At 71.9% G+C, this 18,278-nt stretch carries 17 protein-coding genes; 9 read left to right on the forward strand and 8 right to left on the reverse strand.

All coding sequences use genetic code 11. From position 1 onward, the window contains the following. Nucleotides 1-17 precede the first annotated feature (17 nt). Nucleotides 18-878, reverse strand: coding sequence for an LLM class F420-dependent oxidoreductase (locus AB0H71_RS02190; protein WP_357013989.1), 861 nt, complete (start codon nt 876-878; stop codon nt 18-20). A gap of 154 nt (nt 879-1,032) precedes the next feature. Here AB0H71_RS02190 and AB0H71_RS02195 point away from each other — a divergent pair, with 154 nt between their 5' ends. Then, nucleotides 1,033-3,471, forward strand: a complete 2,439-nt coding sequence (locus AB0H71_RS02195; RefSeq protein WP_357013992.1) for a glycoside hydrolase family 3 C-terminal domain-containing protein — start codon at nt 1,033-1,035, stop codon at nt 3,469-3,471. A 92-nt stretch (nt 3,472-3,563) separates the two neighbouring features. Here AB0H71_RS02195 and AB0H71_RS02200 read toward each other — a convergent pair whose 3' ends face one another. Continuing rightward, nucleotides 3,564-3,935 (reverse strand): nuclear transport factor 2 family protein, encoded by a 372-nt coding sequence (locus tag AB0H71_RS02200; RefSeq protein ID WP_357013994.1) that lies wholly within the window; start codon nt 3,933-3,935, stop codon nt 3,564-3,566. A gap of 532 nt (nt 3,936-4,467) precedes the next feature. Between AB0H71_RS02200 and AB0H71_RS02205 the strand changes: the two genes are divergently transcribed. From AB0H71_RS02205 to AB0H71_RS02225, 5 genes are read left to right on the forward strand one after another with little or no spacing between them, the layout of a single operon-like run. Next, complete coding sequence (locus AB0H71_RS02205) at nt 4,468-5,415, forward strand: SMP-30/gluconolactonase/LRE family protein (protein WP_357013997.1); 948 nt, start codon at nt 4,468-4,470, stop codon at nt 5,413-5,415. Nucleotides 5,416-5,450: 35 nt separating this feature from the next. Further along, on the forward strand, nt 5,451-6,356 hold the full coding sequence (locus tag AB0H71_RS02210; RefSeq protein ID WP_357014000.1) for an SDR family NAD(P)-dependent oxidoreductase: 906 nt from the start codon (nt 5,451-5,453) through the stop codon (nt 6,354-6,356). Between the two features lie 26 nt (nt 6,357-6,382). Next, a complete protein-coding gene (locus AB0H71_RS02215; protein ID WP_357014002.1) occupies nt 6,383-7,609 on the forward strand; it encodes a cytochrome P450 in 1,227 nt (408 codons plus the stop codon). An 8-nt stretch (nt 7,610-7,617) separates the two neighbouring features. Further along, nucleotides 7,618-7,938 (forward strand): 2Fe-2S iron-sulfur cluster-binding protein, encoded by a 321-nt coding sequence (locus AB0H71_RS02220; protein WP_357014004.1) that lies wholly within the window; start codon nt 7,618-7,620, stop codon nt 7,936-7,938. 3 nt (nt 7,939-7,941) lie between these two features. Beyond that, nucleotides 7,942-9,225, forward strand: coding sequence for an FAD-dependent oxidoreductase (locus AB0H71_RS02225; protein WP_357014007.1), 1,284 nt, complete (start codon nt 7,942-7,944; stop codon nt 9,223-9,225). 76 nt (nt 9,226-9,301) lie between these two features. Here the strand turns inward: AB0H71_RS02225 and AB0H71_RS02230 are convergent, their stop codons facing one another. From AB0H71_RS02230 to AB0H71_RS02255, 6 genes are read right to left on the reverse strand one after another with little or no spacing between them, the layout of a single operon-like run. Continuing rightward, the gene (locus AB0H71_RS02230) at nt 9,302-10,270 is read right to left on the reverse strand and encodes an alpha/beta hydrolase (protein WP_357014010.1); all 969 of its coding nucleotides are present in this window, start codon (nt 10,268-10,270) and stop codon (nt 9,302-9,304) included. Nucleotides 10,271-10,274: 4 nt separating this feature from the next. Next, nucleotides 10,275-10,994, reverse strand: a complete 720-nt coding sequence (locus AB0H71_RS02235; RefSeq protein WP_357014014.1) for a GntR family transcriptional regulator — start codon at nt 10,992-10,994, stop codon at nt 10,275-10,277. Further along, nucleotides 10,991-12,247 carry a CoA transferase gene (locus tag AB0H71_RS02240; RefSeq protein ID WP_357014016.1) on the reverse strand — a complete coding sequence of 419 codons (1,257 nt, stop codon included), beginning with the start codon at nt 12,245-12,247 and terminating at the stop codon, nt 10,991-10,993. The genes AB0H71_RS02235 and AB0H71_RS02240 overlap by 4 nt, the downstream gene beginning before the upstream one ends. Continuing rightward, nucleotides 12,244-13,308: an acyl-CoA dehydrogenase family protein gene (locus tag AB0H71_RS02245; RefSeq protein ID WP_357014019.1), complete on the reverse strand. Its 1,065-nt coding sequence runs from the start codon at nt 13,306-13,308 to the stop codon at nt 12,244-12,246. The genes AB0H71_RS02240 and AB0H71_RS02245 overlap by 4 nt, the downstream gene beginning before the upstream one ends. Then, entirely contained in the window at nt 13,305-14,462 is a 1,158-nt protein-coding gene (locus AB0H71_RS02250) for an acyl-CoA dehydrogenase family protein (RefSeq protein WP_357016105.1), read from the reverse strand. Before AB0H71_RS02250 ends, AB0H71_RS02245 begins: the two co-directional genes overlap by 4 nt. Beyond that, the gene (locus AB0H71_RS02255; RefSeq protein ID WP_357014021.1) at nt 14,459-15,259 is read right to left on the reverse strand and encodes an enoyl-CoA hydratase-related protein; all 801 of its coding nucleotides are present in this window, start codon (nt 15,257-15,259) and stop codon (nt 14,459-14,461) included. Before AB0H71_RS02255 ends, AB0H71_RS02250 begins: the two co-directional genes overlap by 4 nt. A gap of 120 nt (nt 15,260-15,379) precedes the next feature. Here AB0H71_RS02255 and AB0H71_RS02260 point away from each other — a divergent pair, with 120 nt between their 5' ends. The 3 genes from AB0H71_RS02260 to AB0H71_RS02270 all read left to right on the forward strand — a co-directional run bounded on the left by AB0H71_RS02260 (nt 15,380) and on the right by AB0H71_RS02270 (nt 18,188). After that, a complete protein-coding gene (locus tag AB0H71_RS02260; protein ID WP_357014024.1) occupies nt 15,380-16,138 on the forward strand; it encodes an SDR family oxidoreductase in 759 nt (252 codons plus the stop codon). Beyond that, nucleotides 16,135-16,533 (forward strand): VOC family protein, encoded by a 399-nt coding sequence (locus AB0H71_RS02265; RefSeq protein ID WP_357014027.1) that lies wholly within the window; start codon nt 16,135-16,137, stop codon nt 16,531-16,533. Before AB0H71_RS02260 ends, AB0H71_RS02265 begins: the two co-directional genes overlap by 4 nt. A gap of 83 nt (nt 16,534-16,616) precedes the next feature. After that, nucleotides 16,617-18,188 (forward strand): FAD-dependent oxidoreductase, encoded by a 1,572-nt coding sequence (locus AB0H71_RS02270; protein ID WP_357014029.1) that lies wholly within the window; start codon nt 16,617-16,619, stop codon nt 18,186-18,188. Nucleotides 18,189-18,278 lie beyond the last annotated feature (90 nt).

The raw sequence follows: 18,278 nt of genomic DNA on the forward strand, positions 1-18,278 counted from the left end.
GTGGTGTGGTTCGGGGTCTACTCGGGGAAATGACGCGCGTTGAGATCTGCGAGCGTGGCGAGCTGTTCGCAGTAGTGCGTCGCCGAAGTGGCGTGGATGGCGGCACCGACCACGGTGGCACCGGCCTCGGAGACCGCCGTGACCGCATTCCGTGTCCCCGCCGGATCGCTGAGCGGGTCCAGGCGTCCCGCGGACAGCACCACCTCGAAACCGGCCGGCAGCGGCTGCGCGGCGAGCATCGAGCGCAGACTGTCGAAATCCAGCCCGAACGGAACCCACCCCTCGGCCAGGGCAATCGCCCTTCGGAGGGATCGGGCCGACCGACCGCCGATCCAAAAGGGTACGTGCGCCTGGGCGGCGTGCGGGTCGACGATCATGTTCGAGAACTGGTAGTGCGCGCTGTGGTGGTGCGGCTGTCGCTGCGACAATGCTGCCCGAAGTGCGCGCAGAGCCTCGTCTGCGCGTGCCCCGCGGTTTTCGAACGCCGCGCCGAGCAGGTCGAACTCTTCGCGCAGGGAGCCGACGCCCAGGCCGAGGATCAGCCGTCCACCGCTGACGACGTCGAGCGTGCCGTATCGCTTGGCGATCTCGAGGGGATGGTGATAGCCGAGCACCAGCACCTGGGTGGCGAGCCGGATGTGTGCGGTCCGGGCCGCCAGGTAGCCGAGTGTGGCCAGCGGGTCCCAGTAGGTACCGCCGCGCACGGCGGCGACCTCGGCGGGCACCGCGACGTGTTCGCTGCAGGTCAGATGATGGAAGCCCAATCGGTCGGCCGTGGCGGCGATGCGGGCGATGTCGTCGATCCCGGCGTCGGCCTCCCACGCGCTGAACGCGCCGGGAAGGCGGGTGACCACGGGGGTGTTGATCCCGATTCGCATCGTTGGCCGACCGCTCCTGTCGTTGAACTCCGTCCTTCCGATTCTGCGGTAGTTCGCGGCACTCGCTCGGTGTACGTCCCGCTGGGTGGGCCGCAGAACACTTGCACGTGATAGTTACGATGTGCTCGATGTTCGGACAGTTTGGAGGCGATCGATGACCTATTCCGAGCCCGAGCCCGAGCCCGAGCCCGAGCCCGAGCCCGCAGCTCGGGCAGCTGGTCTGTCGGAGGCGCAGCGTCTGACGCTGCTGTCGGGCAAGAATTTCTGGCAGACCCGGGACGTCCCGGCGTTCGGAATCCGCTCGGTGCGGCTGGCCGACGGTCCGCACGGGCTGCGGGTGCAGGGGCCGGTGAACGACCATCTGGGCTTGGCGCCCAGCATCCCGGCGACCTGCTTTCCGCCTGCGGTGACGCTGGCCTCGAGCTGGGATACCGCGCTGGTCGGCGAGGTGGCGGCGGCGGTGGGGCGCGAGGCCCGAGTGCTCGGTGTCGGTGTGGTCCTCGGTCCGGGGCTGAACATCAAGCGGCACCCGCTGTGTGGCCGCAATTTCGAGTACTACTCGGAGGATCCCTTGCTGTCCGGACAGCTCGCGGCAGCGGCGGTCCGAGGCATGCAGGGGCAGGGGGTGGGCGCCTGCCTCAAGCATTTCGCGGTGAACAACCAGGAGCATCGGCGATTCGTCATCGACGCCGTGGTGGACCAGCGCACGCTCCGTGAGCTGTATCTGCGTGGGTTCGAGATCGCGGTGCGCTCCGCAGCGCCCCGAATGGTGATGGCGGCGTACAACCTCGTCAACGGTGTGCATGCCACCGAGCACACGATGTTGCTCACCGACATCCTTCGCACGGAGTGGGGGTTCGCTGGAGCGGTGGTCAGCGACTGGGGCGCCGTGTCCGATGCCGGCGCCGCAGTCGCGGCGGGTACGGATCTCGACATGCCCGGCGGGCTCGACCGCCGCCCGGAACTCGAAGCCGCGATCGCCGCGGGCATCCTGACCGAGGCCGCGGTCGCCGCCGGAGCGCAACGCGTTGTCGCGCTCGGTGATCTGGCGTTCGACGAACCCGCCGACCGACTCCCCCCACAGATGGTTGCCGAGCACGACGCGCTGGCCCGGCGCGCTGCCGCGGCTGCGTCGGTGGTCCTGCGCAACGATGGCGTGCTTCCGTTGACCGGCACCGAACGGATCGCGCTGATCGGTGCGTTCGCCGAGCATCCTCGCTTCCAGGGCAGCGGGAGCTCCGTGGTGGCGCCCACGCGGCTGACAACAGCCTTGCAGGCTTTCGCCGCGGCGGGCATGGACGTCACCTACGCGCCGGGCTACGACGCTCATACCTCGGCCCGCGACGAACAGAAGATCGAGCAGGCGGCGCGGGTGGCGGGGCAGGCTGATGTCGCCATCGTGCTGGCCGGGCTCCCCGGAATCTACGAGAGCGAGGGGTTCGACCGCACCGGCCTCGGGCTTCCGGCGCAGCACGACGCGCTGATCGCAGCGGTCGCCGCGGCCAACCCGCGGACTGTGGTGGTGTTGAGCAATGGGGCGCCGGTGTCGATGCCCTGGCTTCCTCGGGTGGCGGCGGTGCTGGAGGGATACCTGGGTGGGCAGGCGGCGGGCGGGGCGCTGGTCGATGCTGTGACCGGAGCGGTCGAGCCGGCGGGGCGGCTCGCCGAGACCTTCCCCGCCCGCCGCCAGGACATCGGATCCGACCGATGGTTTCCGGGTGGGGCCCGGCAGGTGGAGTATCGCGAGGGAGTCTTCGTCGGATATCGGCACGCGGTCACCGCGGGGATCGCGCCGCTGTTCCCGTTCGGTCATGGTCTCGGCTACGGGCGCACCGAGTGGAGCGATGTGCGTGTGGACCGGCACCGTGTCGACGCGGGAGCGATGCTTCGGGTCTCGGTCACGGTCGCCAACCGCGGGAATCGGCCGACCAGCGAGGTGGTTCAGATCTACGCTCACGACCGGACGGGGGTCGTGCTGCGGCCGCGGCGGGAACTCGTGGCTTTCGCGCGGGTGGAGCTGGACGAGGGGGAGACGCGAGTGGCCGAGGTGCCGGTACACGTACGCGATCTGGCCTTCTGGGATGTCCGTGCGAACGCTTGGCGGGTGCCCGCCGGCCTTTTCACGCTCGAGGTCGGTCGCTCGAGTGAGCGGATCGTGGATGCTGTGGAGGTGTACGTCGAGGGTGAGGTGAGCGATCCGGTGGACAGCGCGCCGGTGCCCGCGATCGCGGCGTGCGACTCGGACTTCGCGTACCGGCTGGGGCGACCGGTGCCGGTGGAGCGGCCGGCGCGACCCTTCACCCGCGATTCCACCGTGGGCGATATCGGTGTCACGGTCGTCGGTCGGTTGCTGCGCTGGGGGTTGGGAATGGCGGCCGATCTGGATGAGTCGACAAAGCGGGATCCGATCGCGATGGCGATGGTTGTCCGCGCCACCGACGAGTTGCCGCTGCGCGCGTTGGTTCAATTCTCCGGTGGGCGGATGTCATGGCGCGTCATCGATGCAGTGATCGCCTGTGCGAACTTCAACCCGCGCGAACTCGGCGGCGCACTGATCGGCTGGGTCGGGAACCCGACCCGCAGCCGACGCTGAGCGCCCATCGGGGATGATCGCTATCGAGCCTTTCGCGGGTCCGCCGGACGCCATGACGAGGACGAACCGCTCGCGCCGCCGAACGCCCGGAGTCAGCCGGTGGTCATGTCGGTGGGATTCCAGATGGCGCGCATGCTGGTGATCAGTCCTCGCTCGTCGAAGACCATGACGTCGATCGGCTCCACGACGATCGGACCGGTCGGCAGAGTCGAGGTGACCCGGAAGTGGAAAGCCGCCGTGTCACCGGCGACCCGCAGCGTCAGCAGTTCCATCGTGGTCTCGACGCCATCGAGGCCGCTGTAGAAGGCGGCGATGGCCTCGCGGCCCACCCGCACCTCCGAGCCGGCCGGATCCTCCAGGGTGGCGTCCTCGGCGTACAGGGCGGCGACCTCGACGGCTGTGCCGGTACTGATCCGGGCGGCGTACTCGGTGACCGCGGCCGTGATCTGCTCGACGGAAGGCATCGACATCCTTTCTCCACGGCGCACGTCGCCGTACGAGCTCAGGGGAACAGACGGTGCCCTGGCCGAGACCCTGCTGTTCCGGCCAGTGGGACGTAGGCCGCCGCCAACAGGATCGGTGTTCCGCGCACGACACACTCGGCAGTAACCGCCACGTCCGCACTCTCGCAGCCGCCAACGGGTACCGCCCGCTCCGGTACCACCGATGAGAGTGGCGACACCAACCCCACGGATCGGACCCTCCCGAGGGGCTGCCGCTCCCGACCGGGCAGGCCCCTTCGTCCGCCTGGTCCGCCCGGCTCACCTGCGACGGAACGTCCCGCGCCGGAGCGCGGGGCCGCCCGCGTCCGTGCGACCGAACGGGTGCTCCCGCTGAATGGGAGCGCGCCGTCTGGGGAATGACGTGGGCCCTATCGTCCTGACATGCCAAGTCCTTGTGACCCAGTTCACGTGTGAGCATCCCGCTCGCGCAGACCGGTTCCCGCCCCGGCGCGGAACCGGCGACACAGGTCACCGTTCCCGGAAGGTCCAGACCATGACCAATCCCGTCGACACCGTCGCTGCCGCCGTCACCGCCGCCGGCGCCACGACCTTCGAGGCCCGCAAGGTCTCGAGCGGCTACTCCTGGCCGGAGTGCCCGCGGTGGCACGAGGACACCTTCTGGTTCTCGGACATGTACACCGGAACCCTCAAGACGCTCGACGCCGACGGCAACGCCGCCGTGGTGATCGATGCGACCGGCCGCGGCGCGGACACCGACGTCCCGATCGTGCTGGGTGGGTTCGGCTGGCTGCCCGACGGCCGCCTGATCGTGGTGTCCATGCACGAGAAGCTGGTGCTGGTGCACGGTGGCGGTGGCCCCGCGGACCTGTCGGTGTACGCCGACATCTCCGCGTACTGTTCGGCCGCGGCCAACGACATGGTGGTCGACGCCGACGGCCGCGCCTACATCACCCAGCTCGGCTTCGACATCTTCAAGGGCGACGAGCCGAAGCCGTCGCCGCTGATCGTGGTAGAGCCGGACGGCACCGTCGGCACCCCGGAGAAGGTCGGCCCGCTGCTGTGCGCCAACGGGATCGCCGTCAGCGCCGACGGCACCAAGGTGTACACCGCCGAGGTCATGGCCATGAAAATCACCGTGATCGACCGCGCCGCGGACGGCAGCCTGGCCAACCCGCGGGAGTTCGCCTCCTGCCCGTTCATGCCGGACGGCATCGGGCTCGACGCCGAGGGCGGCGTGTGGGCCGCCATGCCGGGCGGCGGCTACGTCGCGCGGTTCACCGAGGAGGGCCTCACCGACGCCGTCCCGCTGCCCCTGGAGAACGGCATCGGCTCGGCCTGCCTGCTGGGCGGCCCGGACCGCAGCACGCTCTACATCACGGCCGGCTACGAGGTCTTCGACTTCGAGAAGTCGGCGCGCGAGGCCCTCGGCGGCATCTGGGTCGCCGATGTCGCGCACCGTGGCGGAGACACCCGTCCCTGACCCGACCGAATCAGCCAGGAATACGAGGAAAGACAATGGCAACACTGGATTTCAGCGATCGCGTCGTGATCGTGACGGGCGCGGGCCGCGGCATCGGCCGGGCCAACGCGCTGCTGCTCGCCGCCCGCGGCGCCGCCGTGGTCGTGGGTGACCTCGGCGCCCGCACCGACGGCTCCGGGCTCGAGGCGGAGAACCCCGCCGCGGCCGTGGTCGCCGAGATCACCGAGGCCGGCGGCAAGGCCGTCGCCTGCACCGCCGACGTCACCACCGACGAGGGTGCGAGCGCCCTCGTCGACGCCGCCATTTCCACGTTCGGCAAGCTCGACGCCGTCGTCAACAATGCCGGGATCGTCCGTGCCGCGCCGTTCCGCGAGGTGCCGGACGAGGAGTACCAGCGCCACCTGGACGTGCACTACTTCGGAGCCATGCGGCTGTGCCGCGCGGCCTGGCCGCACCTGCTGGAGTCCGACGCGCCCCGTGTGGTGAACACCATCTCGCAGGCCATGCTCGGCAACCCGGGGATGGCGCACTACGGCGGCTCGAAGGGCGCGCTGTTCGGGCTGACCCGCAACCTCGCGCTGGAGGGCCTGGAGGCCGGAGTCAAGGTCAACGCCATCGCCCCCGGCGCCAGCACCAGGATGTTCGAGGCCGCCGCCGACACGCTGACCCCCGAGATCGTGGAATACATGCGCACGGCGATGCTGCCTGAGCACATCGCGCCGGTCGTGGCCTACCTGGTCCACCCTGCCTGCGAGGTCACCGGTGAGGTCTTCAACGTGGCGGGCGGCATCGTGAACCGGCTCGCCCTGGTCAACACCGTCGGCATCCACGACCCCGCGCTGACCGTGGAGACCGTGGCCGAGCAGTTCGAGCAGATCATGGCGATCACGCCGCAGGCCGTGCCGCAGGTCGTCGCCCCGGCCCAGCTGCCGGTCTCCTGATCCCGACGTCCCCCGGAGAGCACCACATGAGCACAACAGAGACGGCGACCACCGAATACCCGTTCGCCCCGGTCACCCCCGCGGAAGCCTCCGCCCGGTACCACGCCATCGCGGCGGACCGCCCGATGACGAAGATGACGATGCCGTTCGGCGGCGACGCGTGGATCATCCACCGCAATGCCGCCGCGCGCGAGATGTTGAGCGACCCGCGCTTCGTGCGCGAGCCGTTCCGCACCGGCGAGCGCGTCACCCCGTACTTCGTGGAGTTCCCCGAATTCCTGCGCACCACCCTGCAGTTCGAGGACCCGCCGCACCACACCAAGCTGCGCAAGCTGGTGCAGCGCTCGATCTCGCCGAAGCGGGTGAAGGCCATGCGCGACTCGGCGGTCGAGTTCGCCAACCACCTGATCGACGAGATGGTCGCCAAGGGCTCGCCCACCAACCTGGTGAACGACTACGCGGTGGCGCTGCCGATCCAGATGCTGGCCAACCTGCTCGGCGTGCCGCCGGAGGACCGGGAGAAGTTCCAGAAGTGGAGCTCCTCCACGCTCGCCGTGGCGAACATGCCGGAGGACGAGGTCGTCGCGAACATGACCGAGCTGGTCGTGTACATGATGGCCCTGATCGACGAGCGCAGGAAGAACCCGCGCGAGGACCTGCTCAGCGACCTGGCCAATGCCAGGGACAAGGACGACAGCCTCACCGACGCCGAGATCCTGCCGATCGCGATGGTGCTGATCATCGGCGGCTTCGACAACACCGCGAACTTCCTGTGCGCCGGGGTGCTGTCGCTGCTGCGCAATACCGATCAGCTGGAGATCTTCCTGCGCGATCCGGACGAGGCCGCGCCCCTGGCGGTGGAGGAGATCCTGCGGCACGGCCGGATGGCGCAGGGCGACAAGATCGCCGGCGGCGGCGGGCTGGTTCCCTTCGTCGCCACCGAGGACATCGAGCTGGACGGACAGCTGGTCGCCCGCGGCGAGGCCGTGATGGTCGACCCGGGTTCGGTGAACCACGACGGCGTCGCGTTCGAGCACGACGAGGTCTTCGACATCAAGCGCTCCACCAATCCGCACCTGACACTGAGCTACGGCCTGCACCACTGCCTGGGCGCGCCGCTGGCGAGGATGGAGATGCAGGTCGGGCTGGCCGAGCTGTTCAAGCGGCTGCCCGGGCTGCAGCTGGAGGGCGAGGCCGTCGTGGACATGGACAACCTGACCCAGGCGATCGTCGAGCTGCCGGTCAGCTGGTAGGAGCAACGATGCCGAAAGTGTTCTACACCCAGCCCGACGGCGTGGTGAAGGTCGTCGACGGCGCCGCAGGCGACTCGGTCATGTCGACCGCTGTGAAGAACGGCGTGCACGGCATCGTCGGCCAGTGCGGCGGCACGCTGTCGTGCGCCACCTGCCACGTCTACCTCGACAGCGCCGAGGCGGCGCTCTTCCCGGAGCCCGGTGAGGACGAGGACGACATGCTCGACTGCACCGCCTCGGACCGGGAGGACAACTCACGCCTGTCCTGCCAGCTCGCCCTGCGGGAGGGGATCGATCTGCACGTGACGATCCCGGACGAGCAGGTCTGATCGATGTCCGCAGCGCAGGACATCCCCGGCGCGGAGGCGCGGGTGCCGCACAGCGTGGTGGTCGTCGGGGCCTCGCACGCCGGGGTGCAGCTCGCCGACCGCCTCCGCGCCACGGGGTACACCGGCGAGATCACCCTGATCTCGCACGAAACGCACCTGCCCTACCAGCGGCCCCCGCTGTCCAAGGCGTGGTTGAAGGGCGAGGCAACCGGTGAGTCGGTACTACTGCGCGAGCCCGCGCACTACGCCGACCAGAAGATCGAGCTGATGACCGGCGCCAGGGTCGAGGAACTCGAGCGCACGCCGGACGGAGTCGAGGTCCGGTTCACCCTGGCGGGTGCGGTCCGGACCCGCCGGTTCGACCGGCTGGTGCTGGCGACCGGGGCCAGGGCCAGGCGGCTGGCGCTGCCCGGCGCGGACCACCCCGACGTGCTGGTCCTGCGCGACCTCGACCACGCCAGGTCGCTGGCCGGCCGGGTCGAGGCGGGGCCGATGGTCGTGGTGGGTGGCGGATTCGTCGGGCTCGAGGTCGCCGCCACCGCGCGCGCCCTCGGGGCCGAGGTGACCGTGGTCGAGGCGGGGGAGCGGCTGCTCGCCCGTGCCGTCGGCCCGGACACCGCCGAGACCCTGCTCGCCGCGCACCGGGCGATGGCGACCGAGGTCGTGCTCGGTGTGGCGCCGGCCGAGATCGTGCACGGCGACAGCGGGATTCTGGCCGTCCGGCTCGCCGACGGCCGGGAGATCCCGGCGGCGACGGTGCTGGTCGGCATCGGGGCGCAGGCGCGGATCGAACTCGCTGGGCAGCTCGGGCTGGAGTGCGACGGCGGCATCGTCGTCGACGAGCGGTGCCTGGCCTCGGACGGTTGGACCCTCGCGGTCGGCGACTGCACCACACACGTCTCCGGCTCCGGCGGCCGCTTCCGGCTGGAGTCGGTGGACAACGCGGTCGAGCAGGCGAACACCGCCGCCGCGGTGCTGCTCGGCCTCCCGCTCCCGGACCGGGGCGCGCCCTGGTTCTGGTCCGACCAGGGCGACCAGAAGCTGCAGATCACCGGGCTGATCGGGGGCCACACCTCGATGCTGGTCCGGATGGACCCGGAGCGGCCGCGGCGCCGGGTCGCGCTGTACTTCGCCGACGACGCGCTGATCGCCGCCGAGTGCCTGAACTCGCCCGCCGACTTCGTCGCACTGCGCTCGGCCCTGGGCCGCGGCCAGCGCCCGGGGCCGGAGGCGCTGTCGGACACCCGCGTCCCGCTCAAGAAGCTGCTGGCGCCCGCGCGCGGCTGAGCGCACCGTCACGACGGGCCCCGGAGCGATCGCTCCGGGGCCCGTCGGTCGTTGCGCCGGGAGCACCGGCACCGGATCACATCGTGGCGAACCGCGCCGCGACCAGCGCGCCGACCTCGGCCATCGCCGCGCGGGCCCGCGCGATGTTCGCGGTCTGCATGGCGAAGCCGTGGCCGACACCGGGGTAGCGCAGCTGCGCGGTGGGCACACCGGCGTCGCGCAACCGGTCGCTGTAGGCCTCGACCGCGTCGCGCAGCGGGTCGCCGTAACCGACGGCAATGATCGCCGGGGGCAACCCGGCGAACGAATCCGCCAGCGCGGGGACGCCGTAACAGTCGTCGGTGCCCGGGTCGCCGCCGAGGTAGAGGCCTTTCATCCAGTCGATGTCGGCGGCCGTGAGGAACGGGGACTCGCCGAACTCGCGCATCGACGGGCGGTCGCTGCGGCGTTCGATCCCCGGGTAGAACAGCACCTGCTGGGCGATCCCCGGCCCGCCGGTGTCGCGGGCGCGCAGCGTCGTCGCGGCGGCGAGGCTGCCGCCCGCGCTGTCGCCGCCGACGCCGATCCTGGCGCTGTCCACACCGTGCTCCGCGGCGTTCTCGTGCGTCCAGCACAGCGCCGCGTACGCCTCGTCGTTGGCGACGGGGTAGCGGTGCTCGGGCGCGAGCCGGTACTCGACATTGACGATGACCGCGCCGGTGGCCTCGGCGACATCGCGGGCGAGCCGGTCGAAGGACTGCAGCGAGCCCATGATCATCCCGCCGCCGTGGAACCACACCAGCGCGGGCGCGCCTGCGGCCGGGGCGGCGTGCGGGCGGTAGACGCGCAGCGGGATCCTGCCGTGCGGCCCGTCGGCGGCCGCCTCGCGCACGCTCGCCATCGCGGGGCCGGTCGGGCGCGGGATGGCTTCCAGCACGCGGCGCGCGGCCTCGACGCCGCCCGCCCGCAGCGAGCCCGCGCCGCTGCTCTCGATCCGGGCGACGAGCGCGGCGACATCGGGATCCCAGGCGAAGCGGTACGGCGCGCGGCCGGTCGGAACGGTCATCGTGTTACTCCTCGGGAACGGGGGGATCGGCGGGGCCGCTCTCGCGGGCGGTGCGCAGCATGATCCCGGCGCTGCGCTCTCCGCCGCGGCGGTGCTCGTCCATCAGGGTGACGAGCCGCTCATTGTCGTTGCGGGTGAGCGCGTCGATCATCTGGTCGTGCTCGGCCACCACGCGCGCGCGGGCGGCCGGGTCGTAGAGGTAGGCGGCGTGGTAGGGCATGGCCAGCGTCCACAGCCTGCGCACCTCGGCCACCACCAGGTTCAGCGGTGACCGCTCGAAGATCGCGAAATGGAAGGTGTGGTTGTGCAGCCGCATGCCGAGCACATCGCCCTGCTCGGCGGCCGCCGTCACCAGGTCGCCGAGGCGGGTGACCGCGGCGACGGCGGCGGGCGGGAACGGCGGCAGCGAGCGCAGCACCGCCGGCTCCAGCGCGGCCCGCATGAGGTAGATCTGGTCGAAATCGCTCTGCCGCAACCTGGCCACGGTGTAGCCGACATTGTGCTCGTGCTCGACCAGCCCCTCGGCGGTGAGGTGCCGCAGCGCCTCCCGGATCGGCAGCCTGCTGACGCCGAGCCGCTCGGCCATCAGCACCTGCCGGATCGGCTGGCCGGGCAGCAGCTCGCCGCTGACGATCAACCGCTCGATCTCGTCGACCACCCGGCCCGCGGCCCGGCCGACCTCGGGCCCGTCGTCCGCCGCTGCATCGCTGGTTCGTCTGCTCACGAATCCCCGAAGATACCAGCCGCTCGCAGCGCTTCGATCCGCTCGGCGGAGTAGCCCATCGCGGTCAGGACGTCCGCGGTGTCGGCGCCGCGGGGCACCGCCGGGCGCGGGGTGCGGTGCGGCGACCGGCTCAGTTTCAGCGGAACCCCGACACCCCGGTACTCCTCGGTCTCCAGGAACAGGCCGCGGTGCCGGGTCTGCTCGGCCCGCAGTGCCTCGTCGACGGTGTGCACCGATGAGGCGGCCACCCCGGCCTGCTCGAGGCGGATCGACAGCTCGTCGCGTGGCCACGGCGCGATGCGCCCGGCCAGGATCGCGATGAGTTCCTCGCGGTGGATGTAGCGCTGTCCGTTGTCGACGAAGCGCGGATCATCCGCGAGCTCGGGCACGCCGAGCGTGGTGACCAGCGAGCGGAACTGGCGGTTGTTGGCCGCGCTGACGAAGAAGTCGCCGTCGGCGGCGCGGAACACCTGGTAGGGCACGACCGTCGGGTGGAAGTCGCCGGTGCGCTGCGGCACCCGTCCGCTGGCGACCCAGTTGGCGGCGTGCGGATGCAGGATCGAGATCACCGAGTCCAGCAGCGCCAGGTCGACCAGCTGGCCGCGGCCGCTGCGCTCGCGCTCCAGCAGCGCCAGCAGGATGCCGTTGACCGCGAGGTTGGCGGTGACGATGTCGACGATCGGCACCCCGACCCGCAGCGGGGTGCCGTCCGGGTAGCCGTTGATGCTCATCAGGCCGCCGAAGGACTGCAGGACCGCGTCGTACCCGGGCAGCCCGCCCAGCGGCCCGTCCACGCCGAAACCGGTGATGCGGCAGTAGATCAGCCGCGGGTGCCGCTCGGCGAGCACGGTCTCGAAGTCGAAGCCCCAGCGGGCCATGGTGCCGGCCTTGAAGTTCTCGACCACCACGTCGGCGCCGGCGAGCAGCTGCGCCAGGATCGCGCGGCCCTCGTCGGTGCGCAGGTCGAGCCCGATGTTGTCCTTGCTGTGGTTCAGGCTGGCGTAGTAGGCGCTGCTTGCGCCCTCGTCCACGAACGGCGGGCCCCAGCCGCGGGTCTCGTCGCCACCGGGCCCCTCCACCTTGAGCACCTCGGCGCCCTGGTCGGCCAGCATCTGCGCGGTGTACGGGCCGGCGAGCACCCGGCTCAGGTCGAGTACGCGCACTCCGCTCAGCACACCGTTCCCGGTCGCGGTGGCGGCGGCACGCCAGGCGGCGGCGCCGTCGACCCCGGTCTCGTCGGTGGTGATACTCATCGCGGTGTCTCCTCTGCGGCAATGCTTCCGGTGATCAGGTCCCACGGGTCGGCCCCGCCGTCGAGGATCTGCCCGGCCAGCACCTCGGACCAGTACCGCTCCGAGCCGTAGCGGTCCCGCCAGCTCCACAGCGCGGTGGTGGAGCGGCCGAGGCTGTGCTCGGCGGTGAAGCCGATGGCGCCGTGCAGCTGGTGCCCGGCGGCGGCGATCTCGCGGGCGGCGCCGGAGGTGATCACCTTCGCGGCGGCGACCGCGGTGCGCCGGGAGATGGCGTCGCCCGCGGCGGCGGCGACCGCGGTCTCCATGAGCGCGGTGAGCGCGGCGAGCCCGGCGAGGCGCTGCTGGACGGCCTGGAACTTGGCGAGCGGGCGGCCGAACTGGGTCCGCTCGGCCGCGTAGCGCAGGGTCAGGTCTCGCACCGTGCCCGCGGCGGCGGTGAGCGCCACCGCGTACGCGAGCGCGCCGCGTTCGGTCAGTCCGTCGCCGCTGATGGGCGATTCGTGCAGTTCGGCCGGGGTGCCTGCGAATCGGTAGTCGTCCAGCGCGGCGCCGAGCAGGTCGGTGCCGCGGTCGACGGTGATGCCGGGCGCGCCCGCCGCGACGATCGCGACCGACGGCCGCTCGCCCGGCTCGGCGGCGGGCAGCACCAGCACCAGCAGCTGGGCGTCGGAGCCGTGCACCACGCCGGTCGCGGTCCCGTCGAGTACGATGCCGTCCGCGGTCTCGCGCAGGGTGCAGTGGTCGGCGACGGCGAGGGTGGCGGGCCCGGCGGCGGGGCCGCCGGTGCACTCGGCGATCAGGCGGCTCGCCAGCGCGGTGTGCTCGACCAGCATGGTGAGCGCGGCGCGGGCGGTGACGGCGTGCACCACCGACAGGGCGTCGGTCTCGTCGCCGCCGCTGCCGCCCCGCTCCTCGGGGATCCCGATGCCGGTGAAGCCCGCCTCGGTGAGCGCGGCCCAGAGCGCGCGGTCGGGCCCCTCGGCCGGGGTGGTGGTGTCGATGCCGGTGCGCTCGGCCATCGCGGCGACCGCCTCGAGCAGGTCGGTGTTCCAGGTCGTCATCGCAGCCCCATTCCGCGCGCGACGATGCCGCGCAGGATCTCGTTCGTGCCGCCGCGCAGGGTGAATGCCGGAGTGTGCAGGATGCCGGTGGCCAGCATGCGGGCGAACGGATCGCCGCCGGCGCGGTACGGGGTGCTGTCCGCGCAGGCGCGGATCGCCTCGACCACGTCGCCCTCGAAGGTGGAGCCGAGGTCCTTGACCATCGCCGCGAGCACGTCGGGCTTGCGGCCCGCGGCGAGCTCGATGGTGACCGCGAGCGACATCCGGCGCAGCCCCCAGGCGCGGGCGGTGAGCGCGCCGAGGGTGGTCCGCTGCTGCTCGGTGGCGCCGGTGCGGCGCAGCTCGGCCGCCCAGGCGCGCAGCAGCGGCATGGTGGAGAGGTAGCGCTCCGGCCCGGAGCGCTCGAACGCGAGCTCGCTCATCACCTGCGCCCAGCCGGCGCCGCGGTCGCCGAGCAGGGCGTCCGCGCCGACCTGCGCGTCGTGGAAGACGACCTCGTTGAAGTGCGCGGCGCCGTCGATGCTGCGCAGCGGGCGCACCTCGATGGCGGGGTTGTCGAGGTCGACGAGGAATTGGGAGAGCCCGGTCTGCCGGTCCGCAGCGGTGCCGTCGGTGCGGGCGAGCAGCACCATGGCATGCGCCACATGCGCACCCGTGGTCCAGACCTTGGTGCCGCTGATCGTCCACGACCCGTCGGGGCGCTCGACCGCCCTGGTGCGCACCGCGGCGAGGTCGGAGCCCGCGTCGGGCTCGCTCATCCCGATGGCGAAGTACAGCTCACCGGCGGCGATGCCGGGAAGGTAGCGCCGCTTCTGCTCCTCGGTGCCGTTGGCCAGGATGCCGGGGGCCATCTGCCGGTCGGCGATCCAGTGCGCCGCCACCGGCGCGCCGTGCGCGAGCAGCTCCTCGGTGACCACGAACCGCTCCGGCAGCGAACGCTCGTGCCCGCCGTAGCGCCGGGGCAGCGTCATGCCGAGCCAGCCGCTGGCGCCGAGCCGGGCGCTGAAGGCCGGGTCGAAGCCGCTCATCCAGTTGTCCGGCGCGGGGGTGAAGGAGCCGGCGTCGAGCTCCGCGCGCAGGAAGGCACGGACCTCGGCGCGCAGCCGTGCCAGGCCGGCCTCGTCCGTAGCGGGGGCGGTGTTGACGGCGGTCACCGGCCCGGCCCCCGCGACGACCACGAGCCCTCCCCCTTGCGCGACATCGACCACATCTGCACGCCGCGCTCGATCTCCAGCGCCGACGACCAGCTCACCGCGGGCGGGCCGAGCTCGAGCCGGGCGCTGGTCATGACGCGGCGGGTCAGCTCCGGGTCGGCGGCGGCCGGGGCGGTGAGCTCGGCGATTCTCGCGTCCAGCTCGGACTCCGGGACGGCGAGGTGGGCCAGCCCGCGGGTGACCGCCTCGGTGCCGGTCAGCGCCAGCCCGCAGGCGGCCATCGCGATGGTGTTCGACCAGCCGACCGCCCGCCCGAGTAGGGACAGGTGCCCGCCGCCGGGGTGGATCCCGCGGGCGAGGAAGCCGCTCTCCAGCCGGGTCTCGGGGGTGATCGCCATGAGGTCGGTGGCCAGGGCGAGATTGAGTCCGGCGCCGACCGCGCCGCCGACCACGCGCGAGATGGTCGGAACCGGCAGCATGCCGACCCGGACGAAGGCGCCGTACACTGCGGAGGTGCGGCGGACCGCCTCCGGCGAGGCGGGATCGGCCGATGAGCTCGCCAGATCCCGGGTGTCGGCACCGCTGCAGAAGTACGCGCCTGCCGCGGCCACCACGACCGCGCCGATTCCGGGGTCGGTTTCCACCCGGACGCAGAAGTCGTCGATCAGCGCCGCCATCTCCAGGCTGATCGCGTTCTTGCGGCGGGGATTGTTCAGCGTCAGTCGCGCGACACCCTCGCCGAAGTCGGTGCGGACCGGCGGATCGGTCGGGGTGTCGGCCGGATTCTCTGGCGTCATGAGGGCACGGTAGCAGATTGGATCCAATAGTGATTGACAATATGGCGGGAAGCGATGGAAGGTGGTGGGGCGGGCAGCCACCCTCGCAATCCGGTGGCGAATCAATCGGAAGGTGAACTCGTGTTCGAGCTGGATGGACGAATTGCCCTGGTCACGGGCGCGGGCCAGAGCGTGGGGGAGGGCATCGCACTGGTGCTCGCGCGCCAGGGCGCCGCGGTCGTGGTGAACGATCTGTTCGCCGATCGCGCGGAGCGGGTGGCCGAGGCGATCGTCGCCGAGGGCAACCGGGCCATCGCGCGGGCCTTCGACGTCACCGACTACCCGGCCACGGTGGACGCTGTCCGCTCCGCCGAGGCCGAGCTCGGCGGCCACGTCGACATCCTGGTGAACAATGCCGGTGTCGCCGAGGACCGCGTGACCAAGCCCTTCCGGGAGCTGACCCCCGAGCAGTGGGCGCCCTCGATCGACCTCAATATCTACGGCGCGATGAACTGCATCAAGGCGGTCATCGACGGGATGTGCGACAACGGCTGGGGCCGCGTCGTGCAGATCTCGTCGGGCTCCGCGCGCACCGGGCAGGACATCAACGTCTCGATGTACGCGACGGGCAAGAGCGGGATCGAAGGGTTCATCCGGCATCTCGCCGCCGAGACCGGCAAGTTCGGCGTCACCGCGAACATCGTCGCGCTCGGCCTGCAGGCCAATCTCGTGCACAAGATGCCGCCGGAGCAGATCGAACGGCTGGTCGCGGGGATTCCGATCAAGCGGCTCGGCGATCCGATCGAGGCCGGGGCGTTCTGCGCGTACCTGGCCTCGAACGAAGCGGGCGGGCTCACCGGGCAGACGCTCGACTTCAACGGCGGGTCGCAGACCCGATGAGCGAGCCGTCCGCGGCGCCGGTGCTGCTCTCGCTCACCGCGATCCGGGTCACCGACCTGGCCCGCTCCGCCGAGTTCTACGCCGCGTGCGGCTTCGTCCGGGAGAGCGCGTTCTCCACCGACACCTTCGACGCGGTGATCCTGCGCGCCGGAGCGGCCGGGGTCGAGCTCATCGCGCCGCACGGCGAGCCCGCCCCGATCGAACACGGCTCCATGTTCACCAAGCTGGTGTGCAACACCGCCGAGGTGGCCGCGGTCATGGCCTCCGGCTGCGCGCACGGCGGCACCGAGGAGCTGCCCGCGACCATACTGGACCGGTTCGGCGGGCGCACCCTCGGCATGGTCCGCGATCCGGACGGCTATCTGCTCGAGTTCGTCGGCCCGCCCGCGCGGTAAACCCGACCGCTGAGCGGGACGGCCGGGCGTGACGGCGTCGCGCGGGGTTTAGCGTGACGCCGTTCACACGGATACAGAGATGGGTGCAGTCGACGATGACCTGGGGCAATACCTGTGACGTTGTAGTGATCGGCTCGGGGGGCGCCGCGCTGGCCGGTGCGCTGGCCGCGGTGCACCGCGGGCTGTCGGTCTGCGTGCTGGAGAAGACCGGCCGATTCGGCGGGACCTCCGCCTACTCCGGGGGCAGCGTGTGGCTGCCCGGCAACCACGTGCTGGCCCGACAGGGCGTCGAGGACTCCGTGCAGCGGGGACTCACCTACTTCACCGCGCTCGTCGGCGACCGCACCCGGCCCGAGGTGCAGCGCGCCTACCTGGAGACCGGCCCGGCCGTGGCCGATTTCCTGGAGAACACGATCGGGATTCCGCTGGAGCACCGGCCGTTCCCGGACTACTTCGACGCCCCCGGCCGCAGCGCGAACGGCCGCAGCATCTTCGCCCGCGCGATCCCGGCCGACGAGGTCGGCTCCCGCCTGGACGACATCCGGCCGATGGTGGCGGCCGACCAGTTCGGGATCGATGTCGACCGCTCGGTGCTCGACGGTGGCCAGGCATGGATCGCCAGGATGCTGCTCGCGCTCGACGCGTCCGGCCACGCCACGCTGCGGCTGCGCACCGGGGTCACCGGGCTGGTGCAGGACACCGAGGGGCGGGTCACCGGGGTCGTCGCCACCGATGCGGACGGCACCGAGACCCGCATCGCGGCCAGGGCCGGGGTGCTGCTCGCCGCCGGCGGCTTCGAGCGCTCGCCGGAGCTGCGCGCGAAGTGGCAGGACATGCCGAGCGCCGACTGGACCTCCTCGCACCCCGACACCGGCTCCGGCGACGCGCTCGCGCTGGCCGAATCGGCCGGGGCCGCCACCGACCTGCTCGACCAGTCGTGGTGGTGCCCGGCCACCCTGTTCCCGAACGGGCACGCCGCGTTCACCCTCGGCCTGCGCGCGGGGATCGTCGTCGACGGCACCGGGCAGCGCTTCGCGAACGAGATGCTGCCCTACGACCGGATGGGCCGGGCCATGCGGGAGCGGATGCGGCTCGGCCACGGCGCTGCGTTCTGGTACATCTTCGACGACCGGTTCGGCGACGACCTGCCCGCCATCTGCGTCCCGATGCCGGACCGCGCCGAGCTGTCGGCCGCCGGGCTGTGGCACACGGCGGGCGACGTAGCCGCGCTGGCCGCCGCCATCGGCGTCGACGCCGCGGAGCTGTCCGCGAGCGTGCGGCGGTTCAACGGCTTCGCCGAGCGCGGCCGCGACGAGGACTTCGGCCGCGGCGAGGATCCCTTCGGCCGCTTCTTCGTGGGGGCGACCTCGCCGGAGGCGTGCCTGCAGCCGCTGACCGGGTCCCGCTTCCACGCGGTGCGGCTGGTCCTCGGCGACCTGGGCACCAAGGGCGGCGCGGTGATCAACCGTGACGGCGCCGTCGAACGTCCGGACGGAACCGTGATTCCCGGGTTCTACGCCGCGGGCAACTCCGCGGCCTCGGTGGCCGGGCCGGTGTACCCGGGTCCGGGCACGCCGCTCGGCTCGGGCATGGTCATGGCCTACCGCGCCGTGGCCGACATGGTGGGCCGGTTGCCCGCCGTCTCCCAGTCCTGATCGGGGGGCCGCGGCGGTCTCCGCGCCGCGGCCCTCCGCGCACGCTACACGGGCGAGACCTGCTCCGCCGCAGGAGCTTTCGAGGAGATG

The organism is Nocardia sp. NPDC050697 (genome assembly GCF_040654395.1).
GTDB lineage: Bacteria > Actinomycetota > Actinomycetes > Mycobacteriales > Mycobacteriaceae > Nocardia.

Excerpts from the sequence above, each read along its gene's own strand:
- AB0H71_RS02200 (WP_357013994.1), bottom strand. The coding sequence starts at position 3,935 with ATGCCTTCCGTCGAGCAGATCACGGCCGCGGTCACCGAGTACGCCGCC.
- AB0H71_RS02265 (WP_357014027.1), top strand. The coding sequence starts at position 16,135 with ATGAGCGAGCCGTCCGCGGCGCCGGTGCTGCTCTCGCTCACCGCGATC.
- AB0H71_RS02225 (WP_357014007.1), top strand. The coding sequence starts at position 7,942 with ATGTCCGCAGCGCAGGACATCCCCGGCGCGGAGGCGCGGGTGCCGCAC.
- AB0H71_RS02255 (WP_357014021.1), bottom strand. The coding sequence starts at position 15,259 with ATGACGCCAGAGAATCCGGCCGACACCCCGACCGATCCGCCGGTCCGC.
- AB0H71_RS02245 (WP_357014019.1), bottom strand. The coding sequence starts at position 13,308 with ATGACGACCTGGAACACCGACCTGCTCGAGGCGGTCGCCGCGATGGCC.
- AB0H71_RS02205 (WP_357013997.1), top strand. The coding sequence starts at position 4,468 with ATGACCAATCCCGTCGACACCGTCGCTGCCGCCGTCACCGCCGCCGGC.
- AB0H71_RS02230 (WP_357014010.1), bottom strand. The coding sequence starts at position 10,270 with ATGACCGTTCCGACCGGCCGCGCGCCGTACCGCTTCGCCTGGGATCCC.
- AB0H71_RS02195 (WP_357013992.1), top strand. The coding sequence starts at position 1,033 with ATGACCTATTCCGAGCCCGAGCCCGAGCCCGAGCCCGAGCCCGAGCCC.
- AB0H71_RS02190 (WP_357013989.1), bottom strand. The coding sequence starts at position 878 with ATGCGAATCGGGATCAACACCCCCGTGGTCACCCGCCTTCCCGGCGCG.
- AB0H71_RS02215 (WP_357014002.1), top strand. The coding sequence starts at position 6,383 with ATGAGCACAACAGAGACGGCGACCACCGAATACCCGTTCGCCCCGGTC.
- AB0H71_RS02240 (WP_357014016.1), bottom strand. The coding sequence starts at position 12,247 with ATGAGTATCACCACCGACGAGACCGGGGTCGACGGCGCCGCCGCCTGG.
- AB0H71_RS02220 (WP_357014004.1), top strand. The coding sequence starts at position 7,618 with ATGCCGAAAGTGTTCTACACCCAGCCCGACGGCGTGGTGAAGGTCGTC.
- AB0H71_RS02210 (WP_357014000.1), top strand. The coding sequence starts at position 5,451 with ATGGCAACACTGGATTTCAGCGATCGCGTCGTGATCGTGACGGGCGCG.